Genomic DNA, 25,136 nt, shown 5'->3' with positions numbered 1-25,136 from the left:
TGCGCGCGATGCTGCGGATACTGGTACTCGGCCCGCTGCGGGCCGAGCTGAACGGCGAATCGGTGCGGCTGCCGGATCACCGGCAGCGCGTCTGCGCCCTGCTGGCCTGGCTGGCGGTGCATCCGGGTCCGCATCAGCGCTCGCGGCTGGCCGCCGAATTCTGGCCCGATGTTCCCGAGGCCAATGCCCGGGCCAGCCTGCGCAGTGCGGTGTGGGCGCTGCGCGGTGCGCTGGGGGCCGCGGCGGATTGTCTGGAGGCGGGGCGCGACACCGTGCAATTGGGCGGGGAGGTACGTGTCGATCTGGTCGAATTCAATCGGCTGGCCGCCGCCGGGGATGCGATGGCCGCCGTGCGATTGTGCCGGGGGGAGGTGCTCTCGGGCTGGTACGAGGATTGGTTGCCGCAGGTTCGCGCCGATCACGCCCGGCGGTTGGGCAAGGTGCTGTCCCTGGCTGCCGCGCATGCCGAAACCAGTGGTGATCTCGAGGCCGCGGTGGGGTGGGCGCGGCAGCGCGCCGAACTCGACCGCACCGACGAAATCGCCTGGCGTGAGCTGATCCGGCTGCTCGCCGCGCACGGTGACGCGGACGGCGCGCTGGCCGCGTACGCCACGCTGCGCCAGATGCTGGATGCCGAACTCGGTCTGGCCCCGGCGGCGGAGACCATCGCGCTGATGCGCCGGATCCGGCCGGCCGAACCGGCCGGGGCAGGGCCGGATCCGACGTCGCCGCTCCACTCCAGCGGGCCGGTCGAGAAACCGCCGCGGTCACGAAACTGCCCGTCCCCCAACGGAATCGGGTCCGATCTCGTCATCATGATCAGCGGTGCGGGTGGTGTCGGCGAGTCGGCGCTGACCGAGGAAATGCTGGATCTCGCGGCACGGCGGGGCGCCCGCATCGTCTGCGGCGCGGGCAGCGGGGCGGGCGGCGCGCCCTTCGGGGTATGGACGCGGCTGCTGACCGATCTGCTCACCGGGGCGGATCCACTGCCGCCGGAGGTCACTTGGACCACCGATCTCGCTCGCCTGGTCCCGGCGCTCGCGCCGCGCGTCGCCCGCCTCGACCCCGAAAGCGATCGAATTCGCCTGTTCGAGGCTGTCGTTCGGTTACTTACCGCGCTGTCCGCCCGCCGCCCGCTGGTCCTGGTGCTGGAGGATCTGCACCTCGCCGACCCGGCCAGTCTCGAACTGCTCGGCTACGTGTGCCGCCGGACCCGGCGGGTTCAGTCGTCGCTGCCGTGGCGAGAGCCGATGAACCGCAACAGCTCCGGGTCGGCGGAGGTGAACCGGTCCATCTCCTCGCCGCCCGTGCACGAGTAGAGCCCCACGGTCACCCGTCCGGAACGCCGGTCCAGGACCCGCCAGATCGCTCCGGAGGATTCCCAGCGTCGCAGGATCGCGGCCGGATCGGTGGGTTCGTCGCTGCTCATGGCGGACCGGAGGTCAGCTCGCGGCCGAGGTGACGCCGGTGAGCTGCTCCGACAATGTCCAGAGTGCTTGGGCCAGTGCGGCATCCAGGGCTTGGCCGTTGCGCGGTTGCTCGACCTTCGAGCGGTGGAAGTACTTGCCGTCGATGTCGTCGGTGGTGGTCGCCAGGTGCACCAGCGGTTCGGCGCCGCGCTCGGCGCTGAGGAAGACCAACCGGCCGAGCGGGGAACGGATCAGCGTGCCGAGCCCGAGGGGAGCGTTGTCGTAGACGTGGGTGGCGACCGCGCCGGGGTGGAAGGCGGCGGTGCGCAGGCCCGATTCCCGGGTGCGCCGGGCCAGTTCGCGAGTGAAGAGGATATTGGCGAGCTTGGAGCGGCCGTAGGCGGCGAGCTGGTTGTAGGACCCGGACACGGCATTGACGGTGTCGAGGTCCAGCCGCGCCATGCGGTAGGTGGTGCTGGAGGTGTTGACGACCCGGGCGTCCGAGGCGAGCAGGCGTTCCAGCAGCAGGTTGGTGAGCAGGAACGGCGACAGGTGATTGGCCTGGAAGGTCAGCTCGTTCCCGTCTTCGGTGATGGTGCGCTGCGCCCAGGCTCCGCCGGCGTTGTTGGCCAGCACATCGATGCGCGGATACCGTTCCAGCAGTTGCGCGGCCAGCGCCCGCACCTGGTCGAAACGCGCGAAGTCCGCGGTGAACGCCTGGCCGCCGACCTGCTTCGCCACCGCGGCGGTGCGTTCGGGGGAGCGCCCCACCACCGCGACGCTCGCGCCGCGCGCCGCCAGCTGGGCCGCGGCCGCCGCGCCGATGCCCGAGCTCGCGCCCGTCACCACGACCGTCTTACCGGCGAGATCCTGTGCCGCCATGCGCCGTCTCCTTCCGAACGACGGGTCGCGATGCCACCCGTATCACGGGTGATCATTCCCATTCGGACGGGCGGTCGTCCAGCCCGGCTATCGGCGCTCGATCACGAAAGCGGTGGAATTGTCGCTGCCGCCCGCCTGTAAAGCGGTGTCCACCAGGTCGTTCGCGGTCGAAGCGAGGGAATCGCCCTGGGCCAGCCGCAGTTTCAGCTCCGCGATGTCCAGGGGCTTGTGCACGCCGTCGCTGCACAGCAGCAGTCGGCCGCGGCTGAGCCCGGTGAGCGCCTGCCCGATCGCGTCCGGCGCGACCGTGCGCACCGAGGTGGTGACCAGATGGCTCATCCGCGCGGTGGGCGCCAGCCCGCGGCTGCTCAGATATTCGGCGACGGTGTGATCGGTGGTGATCTGGTGCAGGATGCGACCGTTCCAGCGGTACGCGCGACAGTCGCCGACCCACGCCACGTCGATCGGGCCGTCGGGCTGCGCGGCGTCGGGCAGCACCGCGACCACCACCACCGCGTCCGCCTCCGGCTGCGGGAATTCGCGCAGCAGATCCCGTTGGGCCGCCAGGATTCCCGCCCGCGCCCCGTGCGTGGCCGCCTCCCGCGCCGCCACCGCGGCAATGCCCCGGGCCGCCCGCGCGGCCAGCAGTTGATCGCCGATACCGTCCGCGACGGCGAAGGCGATGCGCCCGCTGCCGGGTTCGGCATGCGATCCCACGGCATCGGCATTGAGTGATCGCCCGCCCCGCCTGGTCGCGGAGGCGGCCGTGATGGCGGCGCGGGATGCGGTCGGTGGGATGGCGCTGGCCCCAGCTGTGTCCACGGCGCGGCTCCTAGGACGATGTTGTGCCCGTGCTGCCCCTCAGCACTGCCCACAGTCAACCGTGTCAGACCGTGCGGTATTGCCAGAATCAGCCATGAATATCCTGTGAACAGGTCACGATTCGGGCGCGGGAAGTGGGATCCTCAGTCGCATTTGCCCGTTCCGGCGTCCTGTACGCCGGCGACCGCGGCCTGCTTCTGCTCCTCGGTGAAGACCTGCCAGTCGGCGGTGGTGCGGAATTCGGTGACGGCGTCACCGGCCGCCCGATCCACCCCGACCTGACCGGAATCCTTGCGGATCGTCTCGAATCGCGGCAGGTATTTCTCGCACGTCTCGTGCCGCAGCACCGCGGGCGCGATGGCCGAGGGCACCGACACCTCACGCGAATTCTCCGGCGGCACAATGTTCTTCGAGGTGGTGAAGGAGGCGTCGGCGGGGCTGGTCGAGGTGGCCTCGACGGTCGCCCCGTTCTTGCCGCCGGTGTAGTCGCAGGCCGGTAGCAGCAGCGCGACGGCACACGTTCCGGCGGCGATCACAGTGCGGTACATGGGTGTTCCTTCGGCTCCGGCGGGCTTCGGTGATACCGGTGCCATACCCCGCCGCGCTGTGAATATCCCTTGCCGCCCCGTCGGCTCCGTGAGCGACACCCCAATCGGCGTGTCGCTGTCTTTGGGCGTGGCGCGACTACCCTGGCGACATGTCGGCAAACCAGGGCGAAGCGCAGATCGTTGCACTCTGCAATCAGAAAGGCGGCGTCGGGAAGACGACTTCGACCATCAATCTCGGTGCCGCACTGGCGGAATGCGGTAAACGCGTGCTGCTGGTGGACCTGGATCCGCAGGGGGCCTTATCGGCCGGTCTCGGGGTAGCGGTCAACGAACTGACTTTGACGATCTACGACCTGTTGGGGCGCAACACGCCCGGCATCGACGAAGTTCTGATGAAAACCTCCGTCGAGGGGATGGACCTACTACCGAGCAATATCGATCTCTCCGCGGCCGAGATCCAATTGGTCAACGAGGTCGGCCGCGAACAGTCGCTGCGCCGCGTGCTGGAACCGGTCCGGGACCGCTACGACTACATCCTCATCGATTGCCAGCCCTCGCTGAGCCTGCTCACCGTCAACGCGCTGGCCTGCGCGGACGGGGTGATCATTCCGATGGAGTGCGAATTCTTCTCGCTGCGCGGGCTGGCGCTGCTCACCGACACCATGGACAAGGTGCGCGATCGACTCAATCCGCGGCTGCGCCTCTACGGCATCTTCGTCACCATGTTCGACCGCCGCCTGCTGCACTCGCGCCAGGTGCGCGCCCGGGTCTCGGAGGTCTTCGGCGACAGCGTCTACGAGACCGCCATCTCACGCACCGTCCGGTTCCCCGACGCCACCGTCGCCGGCGAGCCCATCACCAGTTGGGCTCCCCGTTCCGTCGGGGCCGACCAGTACCGGGCTCTGGCTCGCGAATTCCTCGCCAAGGCCGGCGAACCAGTCGTGTAGCCAGGCGGTGGCGGTTTCGCCGCCGACGTCGTAGCTGGGGTAGGTGGTGTGCACCTGCGAGGCGTAGAACTGCTGGAACATGGCTATCCGCTGCTGATTCGCGGCATTGGAGAACTGGTTCTGAAGCATGCTCAGCACGCCGCCGCCGCTGCGCAGATCGTCGATGAGGGCCCCGGCTTCGAGTTCGTAGCGCCAGAGTTCGGTGAGGGCCGGATCGGAGAGCTGGGCGATGAATCCGGCGAAGCGGGTCACGAAATCCTCGGCGGCGGTGGCGCAGTAGAGGTCGCCGACGGCGCAGATGGTGCGGGCGCGAGCGGCGAGCAGGCCGAAGCCGCCGGGGCGCGCGCCGCCCGCGCCGGCTCCCGGGGTCGCCGGGCCGACCTGAATGTCGGTGGGGGAGCGGCGCGGATCGGACATCAGGCCGACGGCGGCGATGCGGTCGGGCGGGACCACGCCCACGCCGGTGCCGATCTCGGCGGCGAGATCGCCCGCGGCGTCCGCGCCCTGGCTGTAACCGAGTAGCGCGATCTTGGTCTCGTCGCAGGTCTCGGCGATGGAGGCGATCATGGCGCGCGCGTTGCCGATGGCCTGGGCCTTGGAGCGGCCGTAGACCCCGGTCTCCCAGGGGAAGGCGGTGGCGGGATAGTTCACGTAATTGGTGCGGATGGAGTCCGGCAGGCCGCGGGTGACGAAGGAGAGCATGCCCGGGCTGGGATGGGTGTGGCCGTCGAGGCTGGTCTCCCAGGTGCCGGGGATGGCGACGACGAAGAGTGCGGGGCAGTCGTTTTCGGCGCGCGCGGGGGTGGCGGCGAAAACGGTCGCGGTGCCCAGGACCATGGCCAGGGCGCTCAGGGTGGCAAGCAGTCGCCGTCGTCGCATGAGAACCTCGATAGTGAACCGGTTGTGTTTCGAAATAGTATGAGCCGGCTCACGTCGATGTCGAATTATGGCCCGGGGCACGCGGATCCGAGAACCGAACGCCCGGCCGGTTCACAGCGAACGCCCAGCCCGCTCGGAGGTTGCCCCGAGTTCGGCCGCCCACCATGGTGTTATGGGCAACGACACTCCCGAGACGCGCCGCAGCGCGGGTTACCCGCCGCGCCCGCCCCGTCCCATCCGGCCGTGAGGATCGAATCCGCTGTGGCGCGCCGGATCTCGGCGATGCCGTTGCGTATCGGCCTGGTCGTCGCCATGGTCGCGCTGGCCGCCGTGGTACTGCTCGCGTGCGGCGTGGCGGTGACCTCCGCGCTGTCCCGGTCGCTGACCGAGCGCACCGACGAACAGCTCTACGACGCGGCGCGCACCTGGGCCCAGCCCCGGCAGATGAAACAGCTGACCGCCGACGACGGCCGCACCTTCTGGGTCCCGGCCGACGCACCGACACCGCCGGATCTGGTTAAGTCGGTCACCGACCAGCCGCGCCGCTTCTACGAACTCCGCAAAGGGCCGGGCGGGGTGCAGTATTCGGAGACCTCCGGGGCCAAGAGCGGATCCCTGCCGGATGTGGCGGGACACGCCCGGAGTGTGCCGACGACCGTCGATTCGGTGGGCGGCGGTACCAAGTGGCGGGTATTGACCACCACCAACGAGTACGGCGCGACCACCATCGGCCTGCCGCTCGCGGAGAACCAGCAGACGGTGTCGCGGCTCATCTACTTCGAACTCGGTACGGGGGCAACGGCGCTGCTGATCCTCGCGGTCGGCGGCTATCTGGTGGTGCGCCGCACGCTGCGTCCGCTGCGCGAGGTGGAGGACACCGCGGCCGCCATCGCCGGCGGTGATCTGCACCGCCGGGTGCCGGTGCGCCACGTCGACACCGAGGTCGACCATCTGGCCCGCTCGCTCAACGAGATGCTGGCGCGTATCCAGCACGGCATGGCCGCCACCGAAGCCTCCGAGGAGGCCGCCCGCCGCTCGGAACAGACCATGCGCCAGTTCGTCGCCGACGCCAGCCACGAACTGCGCACCCCGCTGACCACCATCCGCGGTTTCGCCGAGCTCTACCGCCAGGGCGCCAGCACCGACGCCACCGCCGTGCTCGCCCGGATCGAAGGCGAAGCCGCGCGAATGGGGCTGCTGGTCGAGGACCTGCTCATGCTCGCCCGCCTCGACGCACAACGCCCGCTCGATCGAAAACCGGTGGACCTGTTGATGATCGCCGGTGACGCCGTGCACAATGCCCGCGCCGCGGCCGCGCATCGCGACGACGGCGCGCCCACCCCGGGCCGCTCCATCGAACTCGAGATCGGTCCCGGCGCGGGCACGCTCCAGGTTTCCGGCGATGAGGCCCGGCTCCGGCAGATCCTGTCCAACCTGCTCGGCAACGCGCTCACCCATACGCCCGCCGAAGCTCCGATCACCGTGCGGCTCAGCCCTTTTCCCGATCACGTCCAGGTGGAGGTCGCCGATGGCGGACCCGGCCTGCCTCCCGAGGCGGATCGGGTATTCGAACGCTTCTACCGCGGCGACGCCTCCCGGACCCGGGCCAGCGGCGGCACCGGTCTCGGCCTGTCCATCGTCGCCGCCCTGGTCGCCGCCCACCACGGCACCGTGAGCGCCCGCAGCGAACCCGGCCGGGGCGCGACCTTCACCGTGATCCTGCCCCGCTGAGCCCGCGGTGACCTGCCGACAGCCCCGTTCGAATCCTGAGGAACGCCAGGCAACTTCACGGTACGAGTCACCGAATATGGCCAGTTCAATCTCCATGAATGGGTTCACTACGACGAGAATCGTGGGTAACATATCCGATGCTCACCCTGGAGAGAGGATCCACATGGCATCGGCGGCAGCGCAGCCCATCGATTCGTTCGGGCCCGGCGAGCGCCCGCCGCTGACCCTCGAGCAGACCCGGATTCACATCCCCGGTGTGCACCGTGTCGGCGTCAAGCGCCCGCCCAGACTCGAGGACGCCCTGGATTTCTGGCAGTTCTCCGGCGCGGCCGCGAATGTGGCCATGCAGATGGCCCGCCCGGGCGTCGGTCACGGCGTGGCCGACAGCAAGGTGGAATCCGGCGCGCTCATGGTGCATCCGTGGAAGCGGTTGCGCACCACGGCCTCCTACCTCGCCGTCGCTGTTCTCGGCACGCCGGAGGAGAAGGCGGCCTTCCGGGAGGCCGTGAACGTCGCCCATCGTCAGGTGCGTTCGGAGCCGGGTGCGGCGGTGCGGTACAACGCCTTCGACCGCGATCTGCAAATGTGGGTCGCGGCGTGCCTGTACATCGGGTTCGAGGACTCCTACCAGCTGCTCAACGGCCGGATGAATGCCGAACAGGCCGAGGCGTTCTACTCGACCTCCTCGACCCTCGGCACCACCTTGCAGGTGCCCGCGGAGATGTGGCCGGCCACCCGAGCCGACTTCGACGCCTACTGGACCGAGGCGTGCCGGCAGGTGGCCGCCGACGAGAAGATCCGCGCTTTCATCGACGACCTGCTGCACCTGCGGATGATCCACTGGTACCTGCGCGTCGTCTTCGGCGGCCTGCTGCGTTTCCTGACCGTCGGCTACCTGCCGCCGTACTTCCGGGAACAGCTGGGCGTGCGATGGTCCGCCCTCGATCAGCGCCGGTTCGAGAACCTCTTCCTGTTCGTCGGTTTCGTGAACCGTTTCATCCCGCGCTTCATCCGGAATATGGGCACCCGGTCGATGATGGGGGACGTGCGCCGGCGTCTGCGCAAGCAGCGGGCGCTGATCTGAGCTTCAAGTAACCATATGGTTGGCACTATTCGTCATGAGTGGTGCCGGGAAGTATCGGGTCCGCGTGGTTACAGTGATCGGCGGTCCCGGGTAACCGGGACGCCGTCCTGGCGTGGGCAAGACCAAGATGTCTCGACCGAATCGGTTCCGGGAGAAGGGGTTACAGTGGACGAGTTGGTCATGACCTCGAATGTGGAACGACTTTTGAGCGAGATCTTCGCTCGGTACGGCACGGTGGACGCGTTCTGCGCGCACCTGAAGGGCGTCCTCGACCACCCCACCCTCGAATTGCCGGTGCCGAGCGTCTGGCCCGGGGAGTTGCCGGCGGACGATGCCCGGCAGAGCGGGCGGCATCGGCTCCGCTGAGTCGTCAGGAGATCTGTAATTCCGCGCCCGCGACCGTCACGGTCCGGGCCGCTAGCGGCTGCTCGGCGGGTCCGAGCACGACCGACCCGTCCGCGACGGCGAATGCGCTACCGTGGCAGGGACACAGGATCTTGCCCTTGGTGATATCCCGGACCAGGCAGCCGCGATGCGTGCACTTGGCCGAGAAGGCATGGAACTCACCGGGATTCGGCTGCGTCACCACGGTCGCCCGGTCCGCGAAGATCTTGCCGCCGCCGACCGGGATATCGGCCGCCGCGATCGTGAACGGCCCATTGTCGGTCTTGTCGGCGGCCTGCCCGGGACCGCAGCCCGCGACCGCCGCGACGGTGAGGGTGGCGGTGCCGCCCAGGACGGCGCGACGGGTGGGTTCGGAGGCGGGTACGGACAATGGACACGGTTCTTTCGGGCGGTGGCGAGCGAGCCCGCCGGATATCGGATGACGACCTCGGCGACCCTACCCCGGCCGGGTGCGGCCGCTCGGCTCGTACCCCCGCGAACTATTGCATAGATAGCAATTCGTGCATATGGTGGTCGTCGGACTGACGAAGGAGATGAGGATGGGCGCGGGACACACGCACGAGCACGGCCACAGCCACGGCGCCGGCGGGCACGCGCACGGCGCGTCCGCCGACAGCGACAAGCGCTGGCTCTCCGGCGCCCTCGCCCTGATCGTGGTCTTCATGCTCGGCGAGGTGGTCGTCGGCATCATGGCCGGCTCGCTCGCGCTGCTCTCCGACGCCGCGCACATGCTCACCGACGCGGCCTCGATCGTGCTGGCGCTGTGGGCCATCCGGCTCGCCGCCCGCCCCGCCGCCGGCCGCATGACCTACGGCTGGAAGCGCGCGGAGATCCTCTCCGCGCAAGCCAACGGCCTCACCCTGCTGCTGCTCGCGGCCTGGCTGACCTACGAGGCGATCCGCCGGCTCATCGACCCGCCGGAAGTCACCGGTGGCCTGGTGTTGGTGACGGCGCTGGTCGGCATCGTGGTGAATGTGGCCGCCAGCTGGATGATCAGCCGCGCCAATCGCACCAGCCTCAATGTCGAGGGCGCGTTCCAGCACATCCTCAACGATCTGTTCGCCTTCATCGCCACCGCCATCGCGGGCGTGATCATCCTGCTCACCGGTTTCGCCCGCGCGGACGGCATCGCCACCCTGGTGGTGGTCGTGCTGATGGTCAAGGCCGGTATCGAACTGGTCCGCGCCTCCAGCCGCATCTTCCTCGAAGCCGCGCCCGCGAACCTGGACCCCACCGAGATCGGCGCCGCCATGGCCGCCGTCGACTCCGTGGTCGAGGTGCACGACCTGCACATCTGGGAGATCACCTCGGGCTCACCGGCCTTGTCCGCGCACGTGCTGGTCGACCCGGGCAGCGACTGCCATCAGGCCCGCACGACGCTGGCGAAACTGCTCGACGACGACTTCCACATCGAGCACGTCACGCTCCAGGTCGATCACGCCACGCCGAGTGTGCTCCAGGTCGGCGACCCCGCCCACGATCCGCACTGCGAGGACGCGCACGGCCCGGCGCATCGCAGCCCGGCCAGCCCTCGGCACTGACCAAGATCGCTGACCTAGGCTGCTGGGGTGGCCGATAGCGACGTGACCTCCGCTGCGCTCGGACCCGAACCATGGGGTTCGCGCTGGCTCGGGAACGCCGACGAAGGCGCGTTGCGGCGTCGCGTCCGGGTGCAGGTGCTGCTCACCATCCCGGTGATAGTGGCGAACATGATCGGCGTCGCGGTGGCGAGCGTGCTGATCGCCTTCGTGCTGCCCGGCCCGAGCGTGCTCACCGGGGACCTGGTGCTGCTGAACTTCGTGGCCGCACCGGTCTACGGCGTGGTGGCCAGTCTGGCCGGGCTGGCGTGGGGCACGGTGTGGGCGTTGCGGACCCTGCGCTGGTCCACCGATCCGGATCGCGTTCCGACACCCGCCGAACAGACCGCGGCGGCCGCCGTGCCGTGGCGGCTGATGCTCATGCAGGCCGCGCTGTGGGTGGGCGGGCTCATCGTGCTCACCCCGCTTTACGCCCGCCACGATTGGGAGTTCGTGCCGAAGATCGTGCTGGGCATGGGTTTCAGCGCCATCGTGGTGTGCGCGTACAGCTACCTGATCGCGGAGTTCGCGCTGCGCCCGGTGACCGCGCGGGTACTGGAGGCGGGCACGGCTCGGCGTCGCCGCGGCATCGGGGTGTTCGGTCGTTCGGTGCTGGTGTGGCTGGTCGGTTCCGGTACGCCGATCACCCTGCTGATGGCCGTCGCGGTGCTCGCCCTGACCGATCCGAAGATCACCACCGCGCGGCTGGCGGTCTGCGTGCTGGCCCTGGGCGGTGCGATTCTGGTCTTCGGTCTGCTGCTCCAGGCCCAGACCATGGCCGCCACGGTCGCTCCGATCCGCGGGGTGCGCAATGCGCTGCGCCGGGTGGAGAACGGCGATCTCGCGGTGGCGGTCACCGTCTACGACGGCACCGAGTTGGGTGAATTGCAAAGCGGTTTCAACCACACCGTCGCGGGATTGCGTGAGCGCGAACGCGTCCGGGACCTGTTCGGCCGCCACGTCGGCCAGGATGTCGCGGCCGCCGCGATGGCCGGGCCGTCCGAACTAACCGGTATGGAATGCGATGCGGCGGCGCTGTTCATCGACATCATCGGCTCCACCGCCATGACCGCCACTCGCCCGGCCGCCGAAATCGTGGCCCTGCTCAACGAATTCTTCGGCATCGTGGTCGACGAGGTCGAGCGGCAAGGCGGGCTGCTCAACAAATTCGAGGGCGATGCCGCGCTCGCGGTCTTCGGCGCGCCCGCGCCGCTGCCGGACGCCGCCGGTGCGGCGCTGGCCGCCGCCCGCCATATCCGCCACCGTTTGTCCACCGCCGCAATCGAAATCGACGCCGGGATCGGCGTCGCCGCGGGCCGGGTGGTGGCGGGCAATGTCGGCGCGTATCAACGCTACGAGTTCACCGTCATCGGCGATGCGGTGAACGAGGCCGCGCGCCTGTGCGAGCTGGCCAAAGCCGAGCCGGAGCGGGTATTGACCTCGGCCGCCACCGTGGCCGCCGCCGGTCCGGGCGAGGGAATCCATTGGGCGGCGGGCGAATCGGTGATCTTGCGCGGTCGTATTCGGCCCACCCGGCTGGTGCGGCCGCTGACCGCCGCCGTCCAGGGCGCTGAACACGAATGAGCCGGAGCGCCGTGACGGCGCTCCGGCTTCACAATCCATTCGGGATCAGTGCTTGAAGGCGTCCTTCACCTTCTCGCCGGCGTCCTTGACGTCCGACTTGGCCTGATCGGTCCGGCCACGCTGCTCCTGATCGGCATCGCCGGTGAGGTGGCCGAGCTGCTCTTTGGCCTTGCCCTTGACTTCTTCGGCCTTGTTCTTGGCCTTGTCGGTGGCACTCATGTCATTCCTCCTACTCGGTGGACCGTCGGACGGCCCGTGCTCGACCTACCCCGCACACCCCGCTCGAAACAGCCTGAGAAACGCCGCAATTGGGGCATAGCCGCGGGGATATCGGGTAGGCGGCCGATAGAGACGGAACAAGGAGTTGGATATTTATGACAACCGCACTTCAACCTCGTGGCGGGGGCGGTGGCGTCGGCAGGCCGAACGCCAGCAGCCTGGCCGAGGTGCTCGACACGATCCTGGACAAGGGTCTCGTGATCGACGCGTATGTGCGTGTATCGCTGGTCGGCATCGAGATCCTGACCATCGACGCACGCGTGGTCGTGGCCAGCGTCGACACCTACCTGCGATTCGCCGAGGCGGTCAACCGCCTCGATATCGCCGCCCAGGACCAGAAACCCGGCCTGCCGGACGTGGTCAAGGACGTGGCGTCGGGTGGAAAGGCCTCCACCGCCAAGGAAGCCGTGGAATCGGTGACCCAGCAGTTGTCGGGGGCGTTGCAGGAGAACAAGGGTGACGCCAAGGAAATGCTCGAGGCCGCCGGCCAGCAGATTCTCGGTGCGCTCACCTCGGGCAAAGACGACGACAAAGAAAAGGAACAGGCCAAGCCCAGGTCCACCACCCGCCGGAAGACCCAGTCATGAGCACCACCGAAAACCCCAGCAACCCAGTCGATCCCAACACCGCGCTGCTGATCTACGGGATCGTGCCCGCGGACGCCGAACCCGAAGTGGACGGCATCGGGCGCGAGCCCACCCCGGTGCACACGGTCAAACACGGGCAGATCGCGGCGCTGGTCAGTGAGGTGCCCGCCGATCAACCGCTGGACCGGGCCGAAGACCTCCAGGCGTTCTCCCGCGTGGTGGACAGCCTGGTCGGTGAAATGCCGGTCATCCCGGTGCGTTTCGGTGCGGCACTGGCCGGGCCGGACGAGGTGGAGCGGGAACTGCTCGAACCCAATGCCGATCGATTCCGGCAGGCGCTCGACGAATTGTCCGGCCTCGCCGAATATCTGGTGAAGGGCCAGTACGTCGAGGACGTGGTGCTGCGCGAGATCCTCACCGAGAACCGCCAGGCCGCCGAATTGCGCGAGACCATCCGCACCGCGCCGCCGGAGCTGAGCCGGGACGCGCGCATCTCGCTGGGCGAAACCATCAATGCCGCACTGGAATACAAGCGCCAGGTCGACGGCCAGGTGATGATCGAGGCCCTGCAAGCGTTCACCGAGCACCTCGCCATCCGCCCGCCCACCCACGAGGAGGAGGTCGCCGATATCGCGGTGCTGGTGCCCGTGGCCAAACAGGACGAGCTGATGCGGATGATCAACGATCTGGCCGAGCAGTGGCGCGGCCGCGTGGACATGCGGGTCGTGGGTCCGCTGGCCGCTTGGGATTTCGTGGCCGCCGAGGGGCCGGACGCCTCGTGATCGGCACCCTGCTCGGTCTGCCGCTGCTGCCCGTGCGCGGGGTGGTGGCGCTGGCCCGGATGCTGTCCGAGGAGGTCGACAAGGAGATGTACGGCATGTCCGCCATCCGGCGGCAGCTCGACGAATTGCAGCGGGCGCGGGCCGCCGGGCGAATCGACCAGGAGGAGTACCAGCGGGCCGAGCAGGAGGTGCTGAGCCGGCTGCTCAATCGGAAGGGTAGCGACAGTGGCTACTGAATCAGGTTCCCGCGCACGGGGTTCGGCGCGAGCGGCGGACGGCGAACGGCTGTCCGCCGCCGCGGCCGCCGGGGCCGGGGTCCGGCAGATCGCCGAGCTCACCGGCAAGCAGACCCTGGGCGCCACCGGCGTGCAGCCCACCGAACAGGGCTGGCACGTCGAGGTGGAGGTGCTCGAGGACACCCACATTCCGTCCTCGGAGGACATTCTCGCGCTGTACGAAGTGGAGCTCGACCGGACGGGGGACCTGTTGTCCTATCGCCGGATTCGGCGCGGTAAGCGCTGTGTGATCGGAGACGATCGGCGATGACCCTCTCTCCCGGCGGCCGCTATCCGGTGAACCAGGCGCGCGGCGGCTCCGAACCCGCGAACCTCGGCGACATTCTCGAGCGCGTCCTCGACAAAGGCTTGGTCATCGCCGGGGACATTCGGGTGAACCTGCTGGACATCGAATTGCTGACGATCAAGCTGCGGCTGGTGGTGGCCTCGCTGGAGACCGCGCGCGAAGTCGGCATCGACTGGTGGGAGCGCGATCCGTGGCTGCGCGGGGATCGGGCGGTGGGGCAGCGGCCCGAGAACGAGGCCATCGACGAATTGCGTTCCGAGAACGAGCTTTTGCGGCAGCGGCTGGCGGAACTGGAGGGCCGCGATGGCGAATGAGACCGCGGTGTGGGTGTACGCGGTGCAGCGCGGGGGCGAATCCGGGCGTACGCCGGCGGGGGTCGGCGGGGAGGCGACCCGGCGTGTCACGGCGGCGGGATTGACCGCCGTGGTCGGCACCGTGCCGCTGGACCGGTTCGGCGCGGATGCCTTGCAGCGCAATCTGAACGACTTCGAATGGCTGGCCGCCACCGCCGATGCGCACAATGCGGTCATCGAGGCGGTGGCCGACGGGCGGGCCGTCATTCCGGTGCGGCTGGCGGTGCTGTGCGCCGATGACGAGGGGGTGCGCAAGCTGCTGGCCGAGCGGCGGGCCGACCTGGACCGGGCGCTGTCGTTGGTAGAGGGGCGCATCGAATTGGGCGTCAAGGTCTTTCAAGCGCAGTCCGCCGCCGAAAGTCGCATGCCGCGGGCCACTTCGGGCGCGGAGTACCTGAAACTGCGCCGCGATGCCCTGTACCGCGATCGCATCGAACGCGAGGCCGCCGACGTGGCCGCCGCCGAACTGTACCGGGGGTTGTGCCCGTACTCGGTGGCCGCGCGCCGCCGTCCGGTCACCGATCGCGCGCTCACCGGCCGCGACACCCCGATGCTGCTCAATGCCGCCTATCTGGTCGATCACGGTCGCGTCGGCGAATTCCGTACGGCGGCAAATCGTTTGGCGGAGCATCCGCTGCTGTTGGTGGAGCAGACGGGGCCCTGGCTGCCGTATTCGTTCGTGGGCAGTGCGGGCGATATCCGATGAGCGAGCCCATCGCGCACTCGTATCCGGCGGTGGCCGAGACCTACCGCGACCGGAATCTGGCGCTCATCGACCTGATCGATCGGGTGCTGGCGGGCGGCGTGGTGATCTCCGGCGACATCACCATTTCCATCGCCGACGTGGAGCTGGTGCACATTTCGCTGCGCACCCTGATCTCCTCCGTCGCCAGCCTCATGGAGGGTTGAGCATGCCCGATCCGAGCCGGTCCGAGCCGGGGGAAACCAGCCCGAGCGAGCGCATCGAACTCGATCCCGCCACCGTGGAGCGCGGTCTGGCGACGCTGGTGCTCACCATCGTCGAGCTGATCCGCCAGCTGATGGAACGGCAGGCGCTGCGGCGGATCGATGCGGGCGACCTGTCCGATCAGCAGATCGAACAGGTCGGTGCCACGCTCATGCGCCTGGCCGACGCCATGGACGAGCTGTGCGTCCATTTCGGGCTCAGCCCAGCGGATTTGAATATCGATCTGGGGCCGTTGGGTCCCCTGCTGCCCCGTTAGAAGACGATTTCGCCTTCGCTCGCACCAGCGCCGCCACCACCGCCAGCACGATGCCGACGAGCAGCGCCGACACCCACGCCGGGATGGCCAGCGCCAGTAGCAGGATCAGCGCGGTGACCACGGCGCCGCCGCTGTAGAGCCCGATCAGCGCGGCCGTGGCGTTCATCTTGGCCCGGGTGCCGAAAACCGGCATACGCCCGATGGTTTCGCGTAGCGCGCGGTCGATCTGCTCACGCACCACCGCCCGCAACTGGTCGATGCCGAGCCCGGTCAGATTGGAAACCGGGGACCCCTTGGGTCCGAGATTCCCTGGCATTTCCACCATTTTCCTATACCTCCTGTTTCGGGCTCTACCCGTTCGCCGCAGGTGCACACCGGTTCGCGCGCGTTTGCGGGTCCGAGTGCGCGGGTATCGCGGCAGTGCGCGACCGGAAGGCGACGAGGACACCTATGACGAGTGGGAGACAGCATGAGCCGGCAGGTAGGCGATCATGTCGTGGCGCGGCTACGGGAGTGGGGCGTCGAGCAGGTCTTCGGCTATCCCGGAGACGGCATCAACGGTCTCATCGCCGCCTTCGGTCGCGCCGGCGACACTCCCGCGTTCGTGCAGACCAGACATGAGGAGATGGCGGCGTTCGCGGCGACCGGGTACGCCAAATTCAGCGGTTCGGTCGGGGTGTGCACGGCCACTTCGGGGCCGGGGGCGATCCATCTGCTGAACGGTCTCTACGACGCGAAGCTCGATCATGTCCCGGTGGTGGCGATCGTCGGGCAGACCGCGCGCAGTGCCGTGGGCGGCAGCTATCAGCAGGAGGTGAACCTGCGGGTGCTGCTCGAGGATGTGGCCTCGGAGTACCTGGTGGAGGTCAATGTCCCGAACCAGCTGCCCAATGCCCTCGATCGGGCGTTCCGGACCGCGTGGACGCGGCGCGCGCCGACCGCGGTGATCATTCCCGCGGATCTACAGGAGGAGCGGTACCAGGGTCCCGAGCACGCCTTCCGGCAAGTGCCGTCCAGTCCGCCGAGTGAGCTGGTCGCGCCCACCGTGGTGGCGCCCGAGAGCGAGATCCGCCGGGCCGCCGAGATCTTGAACGCGGGCTCGCGGGTGGCCATCCTGATCGGGCAGGGGGCGCGCGCCGCCGCGGACGAGGTGATCGCGGTCGCCGAACTGACCGGTGCGGGCGTGGCGAAAGCGCTGCTGGGCAAGGATGTGCTCGCCGATGATCTGGCGTTCGTGACCGGTCCGATCGGATTGCTCGGCAGCAGGCCCAGTTACGAGCTGATGACCCAGTGCGACACCCTGCTCATCGTCGGATCGAACTTCCCGTACTCGCAGTTCCTGCCCGAGTTCGGGCAGGCGCGGGCGATTCAGATCGATATCGACGGCACCATGATCGGAATGCGTTATCCCACCGAGGTGAACCTCATCGGCGATGCGAAAGACACACTGGCGCGGCTGATTCCGCTGCTGACGCCGTCGCCGGACCGGGGCTGGCGCACCGAGATCGAGGAGAGCGTGGCGCGCTGGTGGCAGACGCTGGAGCGGCAGTCCATGCTCGACGCCAAACCGACCAATCCCATGCGGGTGGTGTGGGAGCTGTCGCAGCGGATGCCGGACAACGCCATCGTCACCGCGGATTCGGGCTCCTCGACCAACTGGTACGCGCGCTGCCTGCGTTTCCGGGGCCAGATGCGCGGCTCGCTGTCGGGGACGCTGGCGAGTATGGGGTGCGGGGTGCCGTACGCCATCGGCGCGAAGTTCGCGCATCCGGATCGGCCGGCCATCGCGCTGGTCGGGGACGGGGCCATGCAGATGAACGGGATGGCCGAGCTGCTCACCGTCGCCCGGTATCAGCACCGCTGGACCGATCCGCGCCTGATCGTCTGCGTCTTCCACAACAACGACCTCAACCAGGTCACCTGGGAATTGCGCGCCATGGGCGGTGCGCCGAAATTCGAGGAATCACAGACGCTTCCGGATATCGACTACGCCGAATTCGCCCGCAGCGCCGGTCTGGGCGCGTTCCGCATCGACGACCCCGATCAGATCGGCCCGGCCTGGGACGCCGCACTCGCCGCGGATCATCCGGTGCTGCTCGATATCCACACCGATCCCGAGGTGCCCCCGATCCCGCCGCACGCCACCTGGGAGCAGCTGAAAGCCGTCACCGAGGCGGTGCTGCACGGGGATTCGGGCGGCTGGCACATGGTGACGCAGGGCCTGAAGACCAAGGCTCAGGAGATGTTTCCGGCACGCGGCGAGTGAACCCGCGCCGATCTGCCGAGTCGGTGATGATCGGTTCGCGATGCTCCGAAGGTGTCTCGCTCACGTCGTTGTGGGCAGGCGCCCTGCGCGACGGGTGATCACGTCGTCGGGATCACCCGTGCCGGTTCGAAGCTCGCGCATGGGCGGGGATCAGGCCGCTGCCCTCTTGACCAGTTCGGCGATGCGGGTCTCGTCGGCGGCGGTCAGCTGGAGGAGGGCGAAGGCGGAGGGCCACATGGTGCCCTCGTCGAGGGCGGCGATGTCGTTGAAGCCGAGAGTGGCGTAGCGGGCCTTGAACTTTTCGGCCGACTGGAAGAAGCAGACGACCTTGCCGTCGCGGGCGTAGGAGGGCATGCCGTACCAGAGTTTGGGAGTCAGGGCGGGGGCGTTGGCCTTCACGATGGCGTGGATGCGTTCGGCCATGGCGCGGTCGGAGGGCTGCATTTCGGCGATCTTGGCGAGCACGTCGGCTTCGCCGTCCGCTCTGGAAGCCTTGGCGCCGCGGCGGGCCGCGGTCTTGAGCTCCTTGGCATGCTCCTTCATGGCGGCGCGCTCATCGGCGGAGAAGCCGACGGTGGTCTTGGTCTCGGTGGTCATTTCGGGTGCCTCCATTGGGTTTTCGAGGGGGTGATCGGGAAGTCAGCTGTCTTGGAGCAGGCCCAGCACATTGCCGTCCGGGTCGGTGACGGTGGCGACGCGGCGGCCCGCACCGACATCGCGGATGGGTTCCCTCAGCGTCGCGCCGGCGGCGATCACCTCGGCGAGGGTGGCCTCGAGATCGGGGACCTGCCAGTAGGTGACGGGGGCGGTCATGCCCTGCGGGCCGCCGCCGGGCACCAGGCCGATGTGCTGGCCGTCGAGGTCGAAACCGGCGTAGTAGGTGCCGTCCACCTGGGGTGGGAAACCGAAGAGGGCGGTGTACATCTGCTTGGCGGTGGCCAGGTCGGATACGGGATGCAGCACCGTCTTGATGCCCTTGGCGGTCACGGCCACTCCTTGGTTCGAGCTGTTCGGATGTCTTGCTTGCTATGGGAATTACGGTATGGCCGGGGGCGGGTGCCGGACATCCGTGCTCACCACGGAACGCACCACGGATTCGGTACGTATCGGGCACTCGCTCGGGTGCGTGAGAATGGGGGCGTGTCGAAGCAGAAAGCCGCCGCCGGTATCTCGGAGCGGGAGGCGGAAGTCCTCACCCTGGTGGGGCAACATCGCAGTAATGCCGAGATCGCCGCGCAGCTGTACATCTCGGTGCGGACGGTCGAAACGCATGTGTCCTCGCTGCTGCGCAAGGTCGGCGTACCGGATCGGCGGGCGCTGGCCGAACGCGCGGGCGAACTCGCCGGGGACGAACCGGCCGGCGCGGCGACGGCGGTGCTGCCGTCACCGCTGACCTCGTTCGTCGGCCGCGGCGAGGAGCGGGCCGCATTGCGCGAATTGGTCGGAAAACACCGGCATGTCACCGCATTGGGCCCCGGCGGTGTCGGCAAGACCCGCCTGGCCTTGGCCGTGGCCGCCGATCTGGCCGGTGATTTCGCCGATGGCGTCTGGTTCGTGGATCTGGTCCCGGTGACCGACCCGGATATGTCGGGCGCCGCCGTGGCGCGCGCGCTCGGACTCGGTGAACAGCCGGGCCGCGGCCTCGACGATGCGGTGCTGACCGCCCTCGCCGACCGCCATGTGCTGCTGGTTCTCGACAACTGCGAGCATGTCCGCGACGGCGCGGCCCCGTTCATCGAACGCCTGCTCGCCCGCTGCCCGCGCGTGACGGTGCTGGCCACCAGCCGCGCGCGCCTGATGGTGCCCTTCGAGCAGGTCTACACCGTGCCGCCGCTCTCCCTCGACGACGATGCCGCCGATGCCATCGCCCTGTTCCGGGACCGCGCCGCCGCCCTCGGCTGGCCGGTGGATCCCCGGCAGCTGGATCAGGTGAGCGAGGTCTGCCGGCGGCTGGACGGTTTGGCGCTGGCCATCGAACTCGCCGCCGCCCGCTTGCCCACCCTCGGCCTGGACGGTCTCACCGCGAGCCTCGCCGACCCGCTGCGCCTGCTCGTCGGCGGCCGCCGCGCCGACGAACGACACCGGTCCGTGCGCGCTATGCTCGACTGGAGTCAAGCACTCCTGGAACCCGCCGATCGCACTCTGCTGCAACGTATCTCGGTCTTCGTCGCGCCGTTCACCACCGCCGATGCCGCCGCGACCGCCGGCCACCCGCCGCTGGATCCCGGAGCGGTGGCCTACGGGCTGGCGGGGCTGGTCGAGCAGAGCTTGCTGACCGCCACGCCGTCCGCGCGCGGCACCCGCTACCGTGCTCCCGAGGCGGTCCGCCAGTACGCGCGCGAGCAACTCGAAGCCACCGGTGATCTCACCGAAGCTCTTGTCCGGCACCTGGATTGGTGTTCCGCGACCGCCGCCGCATTGGAGCGGGAACTGCCGGCGGAGGAGGGGGCGCGCATCGAATTCCGTCCGTCCCCCGCGCCCGGCGCAGCGAATGCGAAGTCCGTTCCGACAGCCGCCGGTGCGCCTCGCGGTGCGTTCGTCCCGGCTGCCACGGGTGGGCCGCGCAGCGGGTTCGCCCCCGCCGCCGCTGGTGGGGCGCGCGGTGGGTTCGTCGCGGCTGCCGCTGGTGGGGCGCGTGGCGAGTTCGCCCCCGCGGCCGATGCCGGTGCAGCGTGCACCGAATTCTCCGCGCTCGCCGCCGGTGAGTGGCGCGCCGGATTCGATGCGGCCGCCGACGATATCCGCGCGGCCCTGGCCTGGGCCGCGGTCCGCCCCGAGTGCCGGGCGCAAGCCTACGAGCTGGCGATATCGCTGGCGCGCTTGACCTTCGGGCGCAACCTGGTCAGTGAATCCCAGTTCCGCTATGAACAGGCCGCCGAGCTCGCGGGCGATCCGTCCGCCGCGGCCGCCGCCCTGCGCCGCGCCGCCGAGGTGGCGGGCTGCCGTATGCGCGGCGAGGACATGTACCGCCTGTACCGTGCCGCCGCCGACACCGCCCGCGCGGCGGGCGATACCGCGCGGGCCGCCCGCGATCTCGCCACCGCCGCCATCACCATCTATCGCATGTCCGACGCCTTCTCCACCCCACCGCCCTTCGCCGAAGCCGCGGTGCTGCTGGACGAGGCCCGCGCGCTGGCCGGCGCCGACCCGGCCGCGCTGGCCGCCGTCGCCCTGGCCGAATGCGGAGTGCTCTCCAATACCGCCGATTCCACCGCTTCGGAGCCGGAAACCGCTGCGCACCAAGCGATCTCCCGCGCTCGGCACGCGGTGGAGCTGGCCGACCGCACCGGGGACCCGCTGGCCCGCAGCGCCGCCCTGGACGCGCTGGCCGCCGCCCAGATCTGGACCGGCGACGCCTTCGCCACCGACGAAACCACCTGCCGCCGAGTCGAACTCCTGACCGCGGCCGACCCCACCCCGGCCATCGCCCTCGAGCAGGTGAGCGCGCTGGCCGAGGCCGCCGAAGCGGCGATCGGCACCGGCGATCTGGCCAATGCCCGCCGCTGGGCCACCCGCTTGCGCGATTTCCCGCTGCTCGCCGAGCGCGGCGACTTCGCCACCTCCCGTCTCCTCGTCGCCGACGCGCTCGCGGGCAATGCCGCCGAAGTCCGTACCGCCAGTGCGCGTTTCCTCGATGCCTGGACCCTCACCGGCCGCCCGCACGCCCCCAATCTGGCCGCCGCGGCCGCCGCGGTCGCCCTCACCCACGGTCTCGACGGCGACGAGGAGGCCCGTACCACCTGGCTCGCCATCGCCGACGCGCTCGACGTGACCCCCGAACACCGGGCCGCCTATCACGCCGTCTTCAACGCCCTGGTCCTGCTCCATCACGGACACCCGGACCGAGCCCTGGCCGAACTGGCCGCCGACCCGGCCGAACTGGATGAACGCACGGTCTGGGTCTGGCGTCACTGGTACCTGGCGCTTCGCGCCGAAGCGGCCGTCCTGACCGCCCACCCGAACGCCCTCGAATACCTCGATACCGCCCGAATCGCGGTGTCCGGCAACCCCATCGCCACCGCGCTGGTCGAGCGCGCCACCGCCCTGTTCGAACACGATCACCATCGGCTGCTCGCCACCGCCGCCGTCTTCGAAGCCGCGCACTGCCCCTACCAGCAGGCCCGCACCCGCACCCTCGCCTAAGGCACTCGGATTCAGGCAGATGCCCGATGCCCGGAGCCGTGCCCGGCGCATACCGTGCACCCAGTTGCGGAGGCACGAGATCGGAGTGGGTAATGGCGCGCAAGGCGATCGTGGTCGGCGGCGGCATCGGCGGGCTGGCGGCGGCGCGGGCATTGAGCCGGAGCGGCTGGGATGTCGAGGTGCTGGAGAAGGCCAAGGCCTTCGGTGAGGTGGGGGCCGGGCTTTCGCTGTGGTCCAACGGGATTCGGGCGCTGGACGCCCTCGGTCTGGGTGATGCGGTCCGGGCGCGGGCCATGGTGGATACCCAGGCCGGTATTCGCGATGTCTCGGGCCGTTGGCTCTCGCGCACCGACACCGCGGAGCTGGCCCGGCGATTCGGCCCGGTGGTGATCGTGCACCGCGCCGAACTGCTGGAGATCATGCGTGCCGCGGTGGCGGCCGGCGCGCTGCACCTGGATACCGAGGTGAAGGAGGTCCGGGTGGTGGGGGAGCAGGTGGAAGTGGTGCACTCGCACGGGGTTTCGCGGGCGGACCTGGTGGTGGGCGCGGATGGGATTCGCAGCACGGTGCGGCGGGCGATCTGGGGTGAGGTGCGGCCGGAATACGCCGGATACACGACCTGGCGGGTGGTGGTGCGGCCGGAGCGGCCGCTGCAAGCGGGCGGGGAGACCTGGGGCCGCGGTGAGCGAGTCGGTTTGGGGCCCTTGCCCGATGGCCGGGTGTACCTGTTCGGCGTGGCCGGCGTGCCGGCGGGGGAGCGCAGTGCCGACGGTGAGCTGGCCGAGCTGAAGCGCCGATTCGGTAGGTGGCACCAGCCGATTCCGGAGCTGCTCGAGGCCGCCGAGGAGGACGCGATTCTGCGGCACGACATCTTCGAGCTCCCGCCCCTGGACACCTTCGTCTCGACCCGGGTCGCCCTGCTCGGCGATTCTGCGCACGCCATGACCCCGAATATGGGACAGGGCGCGAACCAAGCTCTGGAGGATGCCGTTACGTTGGCGGCGCTGCTCGACCGGCACGCGGGCATCGGCGCGGCGCTGGCGGCCTACGACAAGGACCGGCGGCCGCGCACCCAGGCGATCGCGACCCGCTCGCATCGAATCGGCGCGGTGGCGCACTGGAGCTTCCCGCCGCTGGCCGCCCTGCGTGACCTCGTGGTGCGGCTGACTCCACCGGCGAAACTCCTCGACGGCCTGGCCCCGGTGCTGGAGTGGGAGCCGCCGCAGCACTGAACAGGCATATCGCTACCGTTGCGAAGCATACCCCCAGGGGGTATAGTTCTCGGTGCTGCCGACCGACGGCACCGAGAAGGGATATGCGATGAGCGCCATCACCGTTGCCGTCACCGGAACGACCTGTAGCTGTTGCGCGGACCTCACCCACCCCGCCATCAGCTCGGCGCGCGAAGTGGAAACTTCGTCCGAGCCCTAGCCACAGGACTTCCGATGTTCTCCTTGCTGTTCCGCAACCGCGATTACCTCCGCCTCTTCACCGCCCAGGTCTCCGCACTCTTCGGTACCGGATTGACGACCGTCGCCCTCGGCCTGCTCGCCTACGAGCTCGCCGGCGGTAACGCGGCCGCGGTGCTCGGCACCGCCCTCACCATCAAGATGCTCGTCTACGTGACCGTCGCACCGGTCGTCGGCGCTTACGCCGACCGCTTCCCACGCCGCCTGTTCCTGGTCTCCCTCAACCTGATTCGCGCGGCCGTGGTCCTGGCCCTGCCCTTCATCGACCAGATCTGGCAGATCTACGTCCTGATCGCCGTACTCCAAACCGCCTCGGCCGCTTTCACTCCCACGTATCAGGCGGTGATCCCCGACATCCTGCCCGCCGAGCAGGACTACACCCGAGCCCTCTCCGCCGCCCAACTGGCCGCCACCATGGAGACCCTGCTCAGCCCGATGCTGGCCGCCGCCGCCCTGACCGTGATCAGCTTCCACTGGCTCTTCGTCGGCACCGCAACGGGTTTCGTGCTCTCCGCGCTCCTGGTAACCGGCACCCGCATCCCGAACGCCACCGCCGCCCCGCAGACGGACTTCCTCGACCGCATCTCGGCGGGAATGCGCAGCTTCGCCACCACCCCTCGCCTGCGCGGTCTCCTGGGCTTGAACCTGGTGGTCGCCGCCGCCGGTTCGGTGATCATGGTCAACACCGTCAACTATGTCCGCGACACCCTCGGCGGCACCCAGTCCGGCGTTGCAATGCTGCTGGCCGCCAACGGTTTCGGCACGATGGTCATCGCCCTTTCGCTACCGGGCGTGCTCGACCGCGTCGGCGCCCGGCCGATCATGCTGACCGGCGCGGCCACGCTGCTCGCCGGTCTCGCCTCGGGCCTGGCCCTGTCACTGGCCACCACCGGCGACTGGCGTTGGATGGCGGCGATCGCGATCTGGGCAACGATCGGCGCCGGTACCGCCGCCATCCTCACCCCCACCGGCCAGGTCCTGCGCAGCTCCGCCCGCCCCGCCGAACGGCCCGCTCTGTTCGCCGCCCAATTCTCGCTGTCTCACCTGGCCTGGCTGCTCACCTATCCGATCGCCGGCCGGCTGACCACCGCCGCGGGCTTCACCGCCACCTGGGCGACCCTGACCGTGATCGCAGGTGTGGGCATCGCGGCGGCGCTGCGGTTGTGGCCCGCGCGGGAGCCCGCTCCCACTCCGGCGGCGACGGAATTCGCCCTCGTCGCGTGAGGATTCGGTAGACGTCCCACCTGTCCGCGAACACGAAAAAGCCTCTCCGGCAAGGCCGGAGAGGCTCGTATTCTCGCAGTTCGGAGCAACGTCCGGTACGGATCACGGGGTGGGGCAGAGGAAACCGCCGCCGGGGGGACTGGCCGGAAGGATCTTTTCCGGTGCGGGGACCGGCCTTTCGGGCAGGGAACCGGCGGGTGTGGAGCCGTGTGGAGCGTTGCTCGCAGTCGGACCCCCGGGTGTTCCGACATCACCGGAGGCACCGGCGGGGGTGGGGTTGGAGGTGAATACGGCGGCACAAACAAACGCACCGACGAGCAGGCCGATGAGCTTTTTTTGCGTCATGCCTCGCGACGTTAG

The 25,136-nt window shown here is 69.3% G+C and carries 28 protein-coding genes and 1 pseudogene; 20 read left to right on the top strand and 9 right to left on the bottom strand.

The window, feature by feature from the left end:
- Positions 1-8: 8 nt before the first annotated feature.
- The gene (locus tag NI1_RS24405; RefSeq protein ID WP_067824970.1) at positions 9-1,319 is read left to right on the top strand and encodes an AfsR/SARP family transcriptional regulator; all 1,311 of its coding nucleotides are present in this window, start codon (positions 9-11) and stop codon (positions 1,317-1,319) included.
- A gap of 123 nt (positions 1,320-1,442) precedes the next feature.
- Here NI1_RS24405 and NI1_RS24400 read toward each other — a convergent pair whose 3' ends face one another.
- The 3 genes from NI1_RS24400 to NI1_RS24390 all read right to left on the bottom strand — a co-directional run bounded on the left by NI1_RS24400 (position 1,443) and on the right by NI1_RS24390 (position 3,661).
- The gene (locus tag NI1_RS24400; protein ID WP_067824967.1) at positions 1,443-2,291 is read right to left on the bottom strand and encodes an SDR family NAD(P)-dependent oxidoreductase; all 849 of its coding nucleotides are present in this window, start codon (positions 2,289-2,291) and stop codon (positions 1,443-1,445) included.
- An 87-nt stretch (positions 2,292-2,378) separates the two neighbouring features.
- Positions 2,379-3,113: a PP2C family protein-serine/threonine phosphatase gene (locus tag NI1_RS24395; protein WP_157535309.1), complete on the bottom strand. Its 735-nt coding sequence runs from the start codon at positions 3,111-3,113 to the stop codon at positions 2,379-2,381.
- Between the two features lie 143 nt (positions 3,114-3,256).
- Positions 3,257-3,661: a hypothetical protein gene (locus NI1_RS24390; RefSeq protein WP_067824965.1), complete on the bottom strand. Its 405-nt coding sequence runs from the start codon at positions 3,659-3,661 to the stop codon at positions 3,257-3,259.
- A gap of 149 nt (positions 3,662-3,810) precedes the next feature.
- Here NI1_RS24390 and NI1_RS24385 point away from each other — a divergent pair, with 149 nt between their 5' ends.
- Positions 3,811-4,608 (top strand): ParA family protein, encoded by a 798-nt coding sequence (locus NI1_RS24385; protein ID WP_084523609.1) that lies wholly within the window; start codon positions 3,811-3,813, stop codon positions 4,606-4,608.
- Here NI1_RS24385 and NI1_RS37405 read toward each other — a convergent pair.
- Positions 4,591-5,487 (bottom strand): annotated as a pseudogene (locus NI1_RS37405) (cutinase family protein); the annotation flags it as partial. The gene NI1_RS24385 and the pseudogene NI1_RS37405 overlap by 18 nt on opposite strands.
- A gap of 282 nt (positions 5,488-5,769) precedes the next feature.
- On the opposite strand from NI1_RS37405, the gene NI1_RS24380 reads away from it, so the two are divergent.
- The 3 genes from NI1_RS24380 (at position 5,770) to NI1_RS24370 (ending at position 8,668) form a co-directional block, all read left to right on the top strand.
- The gene (locus tag NI1_RS24380; RefSeq protein ID WP_067825357.1) at positions 5,770-7,218 is read left to right on the top strand and encodes a sensor histidine kinase; all 1,449 of its coding nucleotides are present in this window, start codon (positions 5,770-5,772) and stop codon (positions 7,216-7,218) included.
- Positions 7,219-7,381: 163 nt separating this feature from the next.
- Positions 7,382-8,302 (top strand): oxygenase MpaB family protein, encoded by a 921-nt coding sequence (locus NI1_RS24375; protein ID WP_067824963.1) that lies wholly within the window; start codon positions 7,382-7,384, stop codon positions 8,300-8,302.
- A 165-nt stretch (positions 8,303-8,467) separates the two neighbouring features.
- The gene (locus NI1_RS24370; RefSeq protein ID WP_067824961.1) at positions 8,468-8,668 is read left to right on the top strand and encodes a hypothetical protein; all 201 of its coding nucleotides are present in this window, start codon (positions 8,468-8,470) and stop codon (positions 8,666-8,668) included.
- A gap of 4 nt (positions 8,669-8,672) precedes the next feature.
- On the opposite strand, the gene NI1_RS24365 is transcribed toward NI1_RS24370, so the two are convergent.
- The gene (locus NI1_RS24365; RefSeq protein ID WP_067824959.1) at positions 8,673-9,077 is read right to left on the bottom strand and encodes a Rieske (2Fe-2S) protein; all 405 of its coding nucleotides are present in this window, start codon (positions 9,075-9,077) and stop codon (positions 8,673-8,675) included.
- A 169-nt stretch (positions 9,078-9,246) separates the two neighbouring features.
- Between NI1_RS24365 and NI1_RS24360 the strand changes: the two genes are divergently transcribed.
- Together NI1_RS24360 and NI1_RS24355 are read left to right on the top strand one after the other, a co-directional pair.
- The gene (locus NI1_RS24360) at positions 9,247-10,248 is read left to right on the top strand and encodes a cation diffusion facilitator family transporter (RefSeq protein ID WP_067825355.1); all 1,002 of its coding nucleotides are present in this window, start codon (positions 9,247-9,249) and stop codon (positions 10,246-10,248) included.
- 27 nt (positions 10,249-10,275) lie between these two features.
- Positions 10,276-11,868, top strand: a complete 1,593-nt coding sequence (locus tag NI1_RS24355) for an adenylate/guanylate cyclase domain-containing protein (RefSeq protein ID WP_157535308.1) — start codon at positions 10,276-10,278, stop codon at positions 11,866-11,868.
- A 45-nt stretch (positions 11,869-11,913) separates the two neighbouring features.
- Here the strand turns inward: NI1_RS24355 and NI1_RS24350 are convergent, their stop codons facing one another.
- Complete coding sequence (locus NI1_RS24350) at positions 11,914-12,087, bottom strand: CsbD family protein (protein WP_067824957.1); 174 nt, start codon at positions 12,085-12,087, stop codon at positions 11,914-11,916.
- 155 nt (positions 12,088-12,242) lie between these two features.
- Here NI1_RS24350 and gvpJ point away from each other — a divergent pair, with 155 nt between their 5' ends.
- Genes gvpJ through NI1_RS24310 form a run of 8 tightly spaced genes read left to right on the top strand, consistent with a single transcriptional unit; the run spans position 12,243 to position 15,674 of the window.
- Positions 12,243-12,734, top strand: coding sequence for a gas vesicle protein GvpJ (gvpJ, locus tag NI1_RS24345; RefSeq protein WP_084523608.1), 492 nt, complete (start codon positions 12,243-12,245; stop codon positions 12,732-12,734).
- A complete protein-coding gene (locus NI1_RS24340; protein ID WP_067824955.1) occupies positions 12,731-13,516 on the top strand; it encodes a GvpL/GvpF family gas vesicle protein in 786 nt (261 codons plus the stop codon). Before gvpJ ends, NI1_RS24340 begins: the two co-directional genes overlap by 4 nt.
- On the top strand, positions 13,513-13,752 hold the full coding sequence (ccmI, locus tag NI1_RS24335; RefSeq protein ID WP_067824953.1) for a c-type cytochrome biogenesis protein CcmI: 240 nt from the start codon (positions 13,513-13,515) through the stop codon (positions 13,750-13,752). The genes NI1_RS24340 and ccmI overlap by 4 nt, the downstream gene beginning before the upstream one ends.
- Positions 13,742-14,062, top strand: coding sequence for a gas vesicle protein GvpO (gene gvpO / locus NI1_RS24330; protein WP_084523606.1), 321 nt, complete (start codon positions 13,742-13,744; stop codon positions 14,060-14,062). Before ccmI ends, gvpO begins: the two co-directional genes overlap by 11 nt.
- Complete coding sequence (locus NI1_RS24325) at positions 14,059-14,412, top strand: gas vesicle protein (RefSeq protein WP_067824951.1); 354 nt, start codon at positions 14,059-14,061, stop codon at positions 14,410-14,412. Before gvpO ends, NI1_RS24325 begins: the two co-directional genes overlap by 4 nt.
- Complete coding sequence (locus tag NI1_RS24320; RefSeq protein ID WP_067824949.1) at positions 14,402-15,157, top strand: GvpL/GvpF family gas vesicle protein; 756 nt, start codon at positions 14,402-14,404, stop codon at positions 15,155-15,157. Before NI1_RS24325 ends, NI1_RS24320 begins: the two co-directional genes overlap by 11 nt.
- Complete coding sequence (locus NI1_RS24315) at positions 15,154-15,360, top strand: gas vesicle protein (protein WP_067824947.1); 207 nt, start codon at positions 15,154-15,156, stop codon at positions 15,358-15,360. The genes NI1_RS24320 and NI1_RS24315 overlap by 4 nt, the downstream gene beginning before the upstream one ends.
- Before the next feature lie 2 nt (positions 15,361-15,362).
- Positions 15,363-15,674 carry a gas vesicle protein K gene (locus tag NI1_RS24310; protein ID WP_067824945.1) on the top strand — a complete coding sequence of 104 codons (312 nt, stop codon included), beginning with the start codon at positions 15,363-15,365 and terminating at the stop codon, positions 15,672-15,674.
- On the opposite strand, the gene NI1_RS24305 is transcribed toward NI1_RS24310, so the two are convergent.
- A complete protein-coding gene (locus tag NI1_RS24305; protein WP_169815625.1) occupies positions 15,616-15,990 on the bottom strand; it encodes a phage holin family protein in 375 nt (124 codons plus the stop codon). The two genes, NI1_RS24310 and NI1_RS24305, sit on opposite strands and share 59 nt — an antisense overlap.
- A gap of 153 nt (positions 15,991-16,143) precedes the next feature.
- Here NI1_RS24305 and NI1_RS24300 point away from each other — a divergent pair, with 153 nt between their 5' ends.
- On the top strand, positions 16,144-17,940 hold the full coding sequence (locus tag NI1_RS24300; protein WP_067825350.1) for a thiamine pyrophosphate-requiring protein: 1,797 nt from the start codon (positions 16,144-16,146) through the stop codon (positions 17,938-17,940).
- A gap of 150 nt (positions 17,941-18,090) precedes the next feature.
- Here the strand turns inward: NI1_RS24300 and NI1_RS24295 are convergent, their stop codons facing one another.
- Both NI1_RS24295 and NI1_RS24290 read right to left on the bottom strand, forming a co-directional pair.
- Entirely contained in the window at positions 18,091-18,537 is a 447-nt protein-coding gene (locus NI1_RS24295; RefSeq protein ID WP_067825348.1) for an iron chaperone, read from the bottom strand.
- A gap of 42 nt (positions 18,538-18,579) precedes the next feature.
- Positions 18,580-18,927, bottom strand: a complete 348-nt coding sequence (locus NI1_RS24290) for a VOC family protein (protein ID WP_067825346.1) — start codon at positions 18,925-18,927, stop codon at positions 18,580-18,582.
- 153 nt (positions 18,928-19,080) lie between these two features.
- Here NI1_RS24290 and NI1_RS24285 point away from each other — a divergent pair, with 153 nt between their 5' ends.
- The 4 genes from NI1_RS24285 to NI1_RS24275 all read left to right on the top strand — a co-directional run bounded on the left by NI1_RS24285 (position 19,081) and on the right by NI1_RS24275 (position 24,776).
- A complete protein-coding gene (locus NI1_RS24285) occupies positions 19,081-22,083 on the top strand; it encodes an ATP-binding protein (RefSeq protein WP_067824941.1) in 3,003 nt (1,000 codons plus the stop codon).
- 92 nt (positions 22,084-22,175) lie between these two features.
- Positions 22,176-23,315, top strand: coding sequence for an FAD-dependent monooxygenase (locus tag NI1_RS24280; protein ID WP_067824939.1), 1,140 nt, complete (start codon positions 22,176-22,178; stop codon positions 23,313-23,315).
- 52 nt (positions 23,316-23,367) lie between these two features.
- Entirely contained in the window at positions 23,368-23,514 is a 147-nt protein-coding gene (locus tag NI1_RS38135; protein ID WP_157535307.1) for a hypothetical protein, read from the top strand.
- A gap of 14 nt (positions 23,515-23,528) precedes the next feature.
- On the top strand, positions 23,529-24,776 hold the full coding sequence (locus NI1_RS24275) for an MFS transporter (RefSeq protein ID WP_067824937.1): 1,248 nt from the start codon (positions 23,529-23,531) through the stop codon (positions 24,774-24,776).
- Positions 24,777-25,136: the final 360 nt, after the last annotated feature.

The organism is Nocardia inohanensis NBRC 100128 (genome assembly GCF_001612945.1).
GTDB classification, from domain to species: domain Bacteria; phylum Actinomycetota; class Actinomycetes; order Mycobacteriales; family Mycobacteriaceae; genus Nocardia; species Nocardia inohanensis.
Note: the sequence above shows the minus strand (reverse complement) of the source record. Positions and strands in the feature narration are given on the sequence as shown.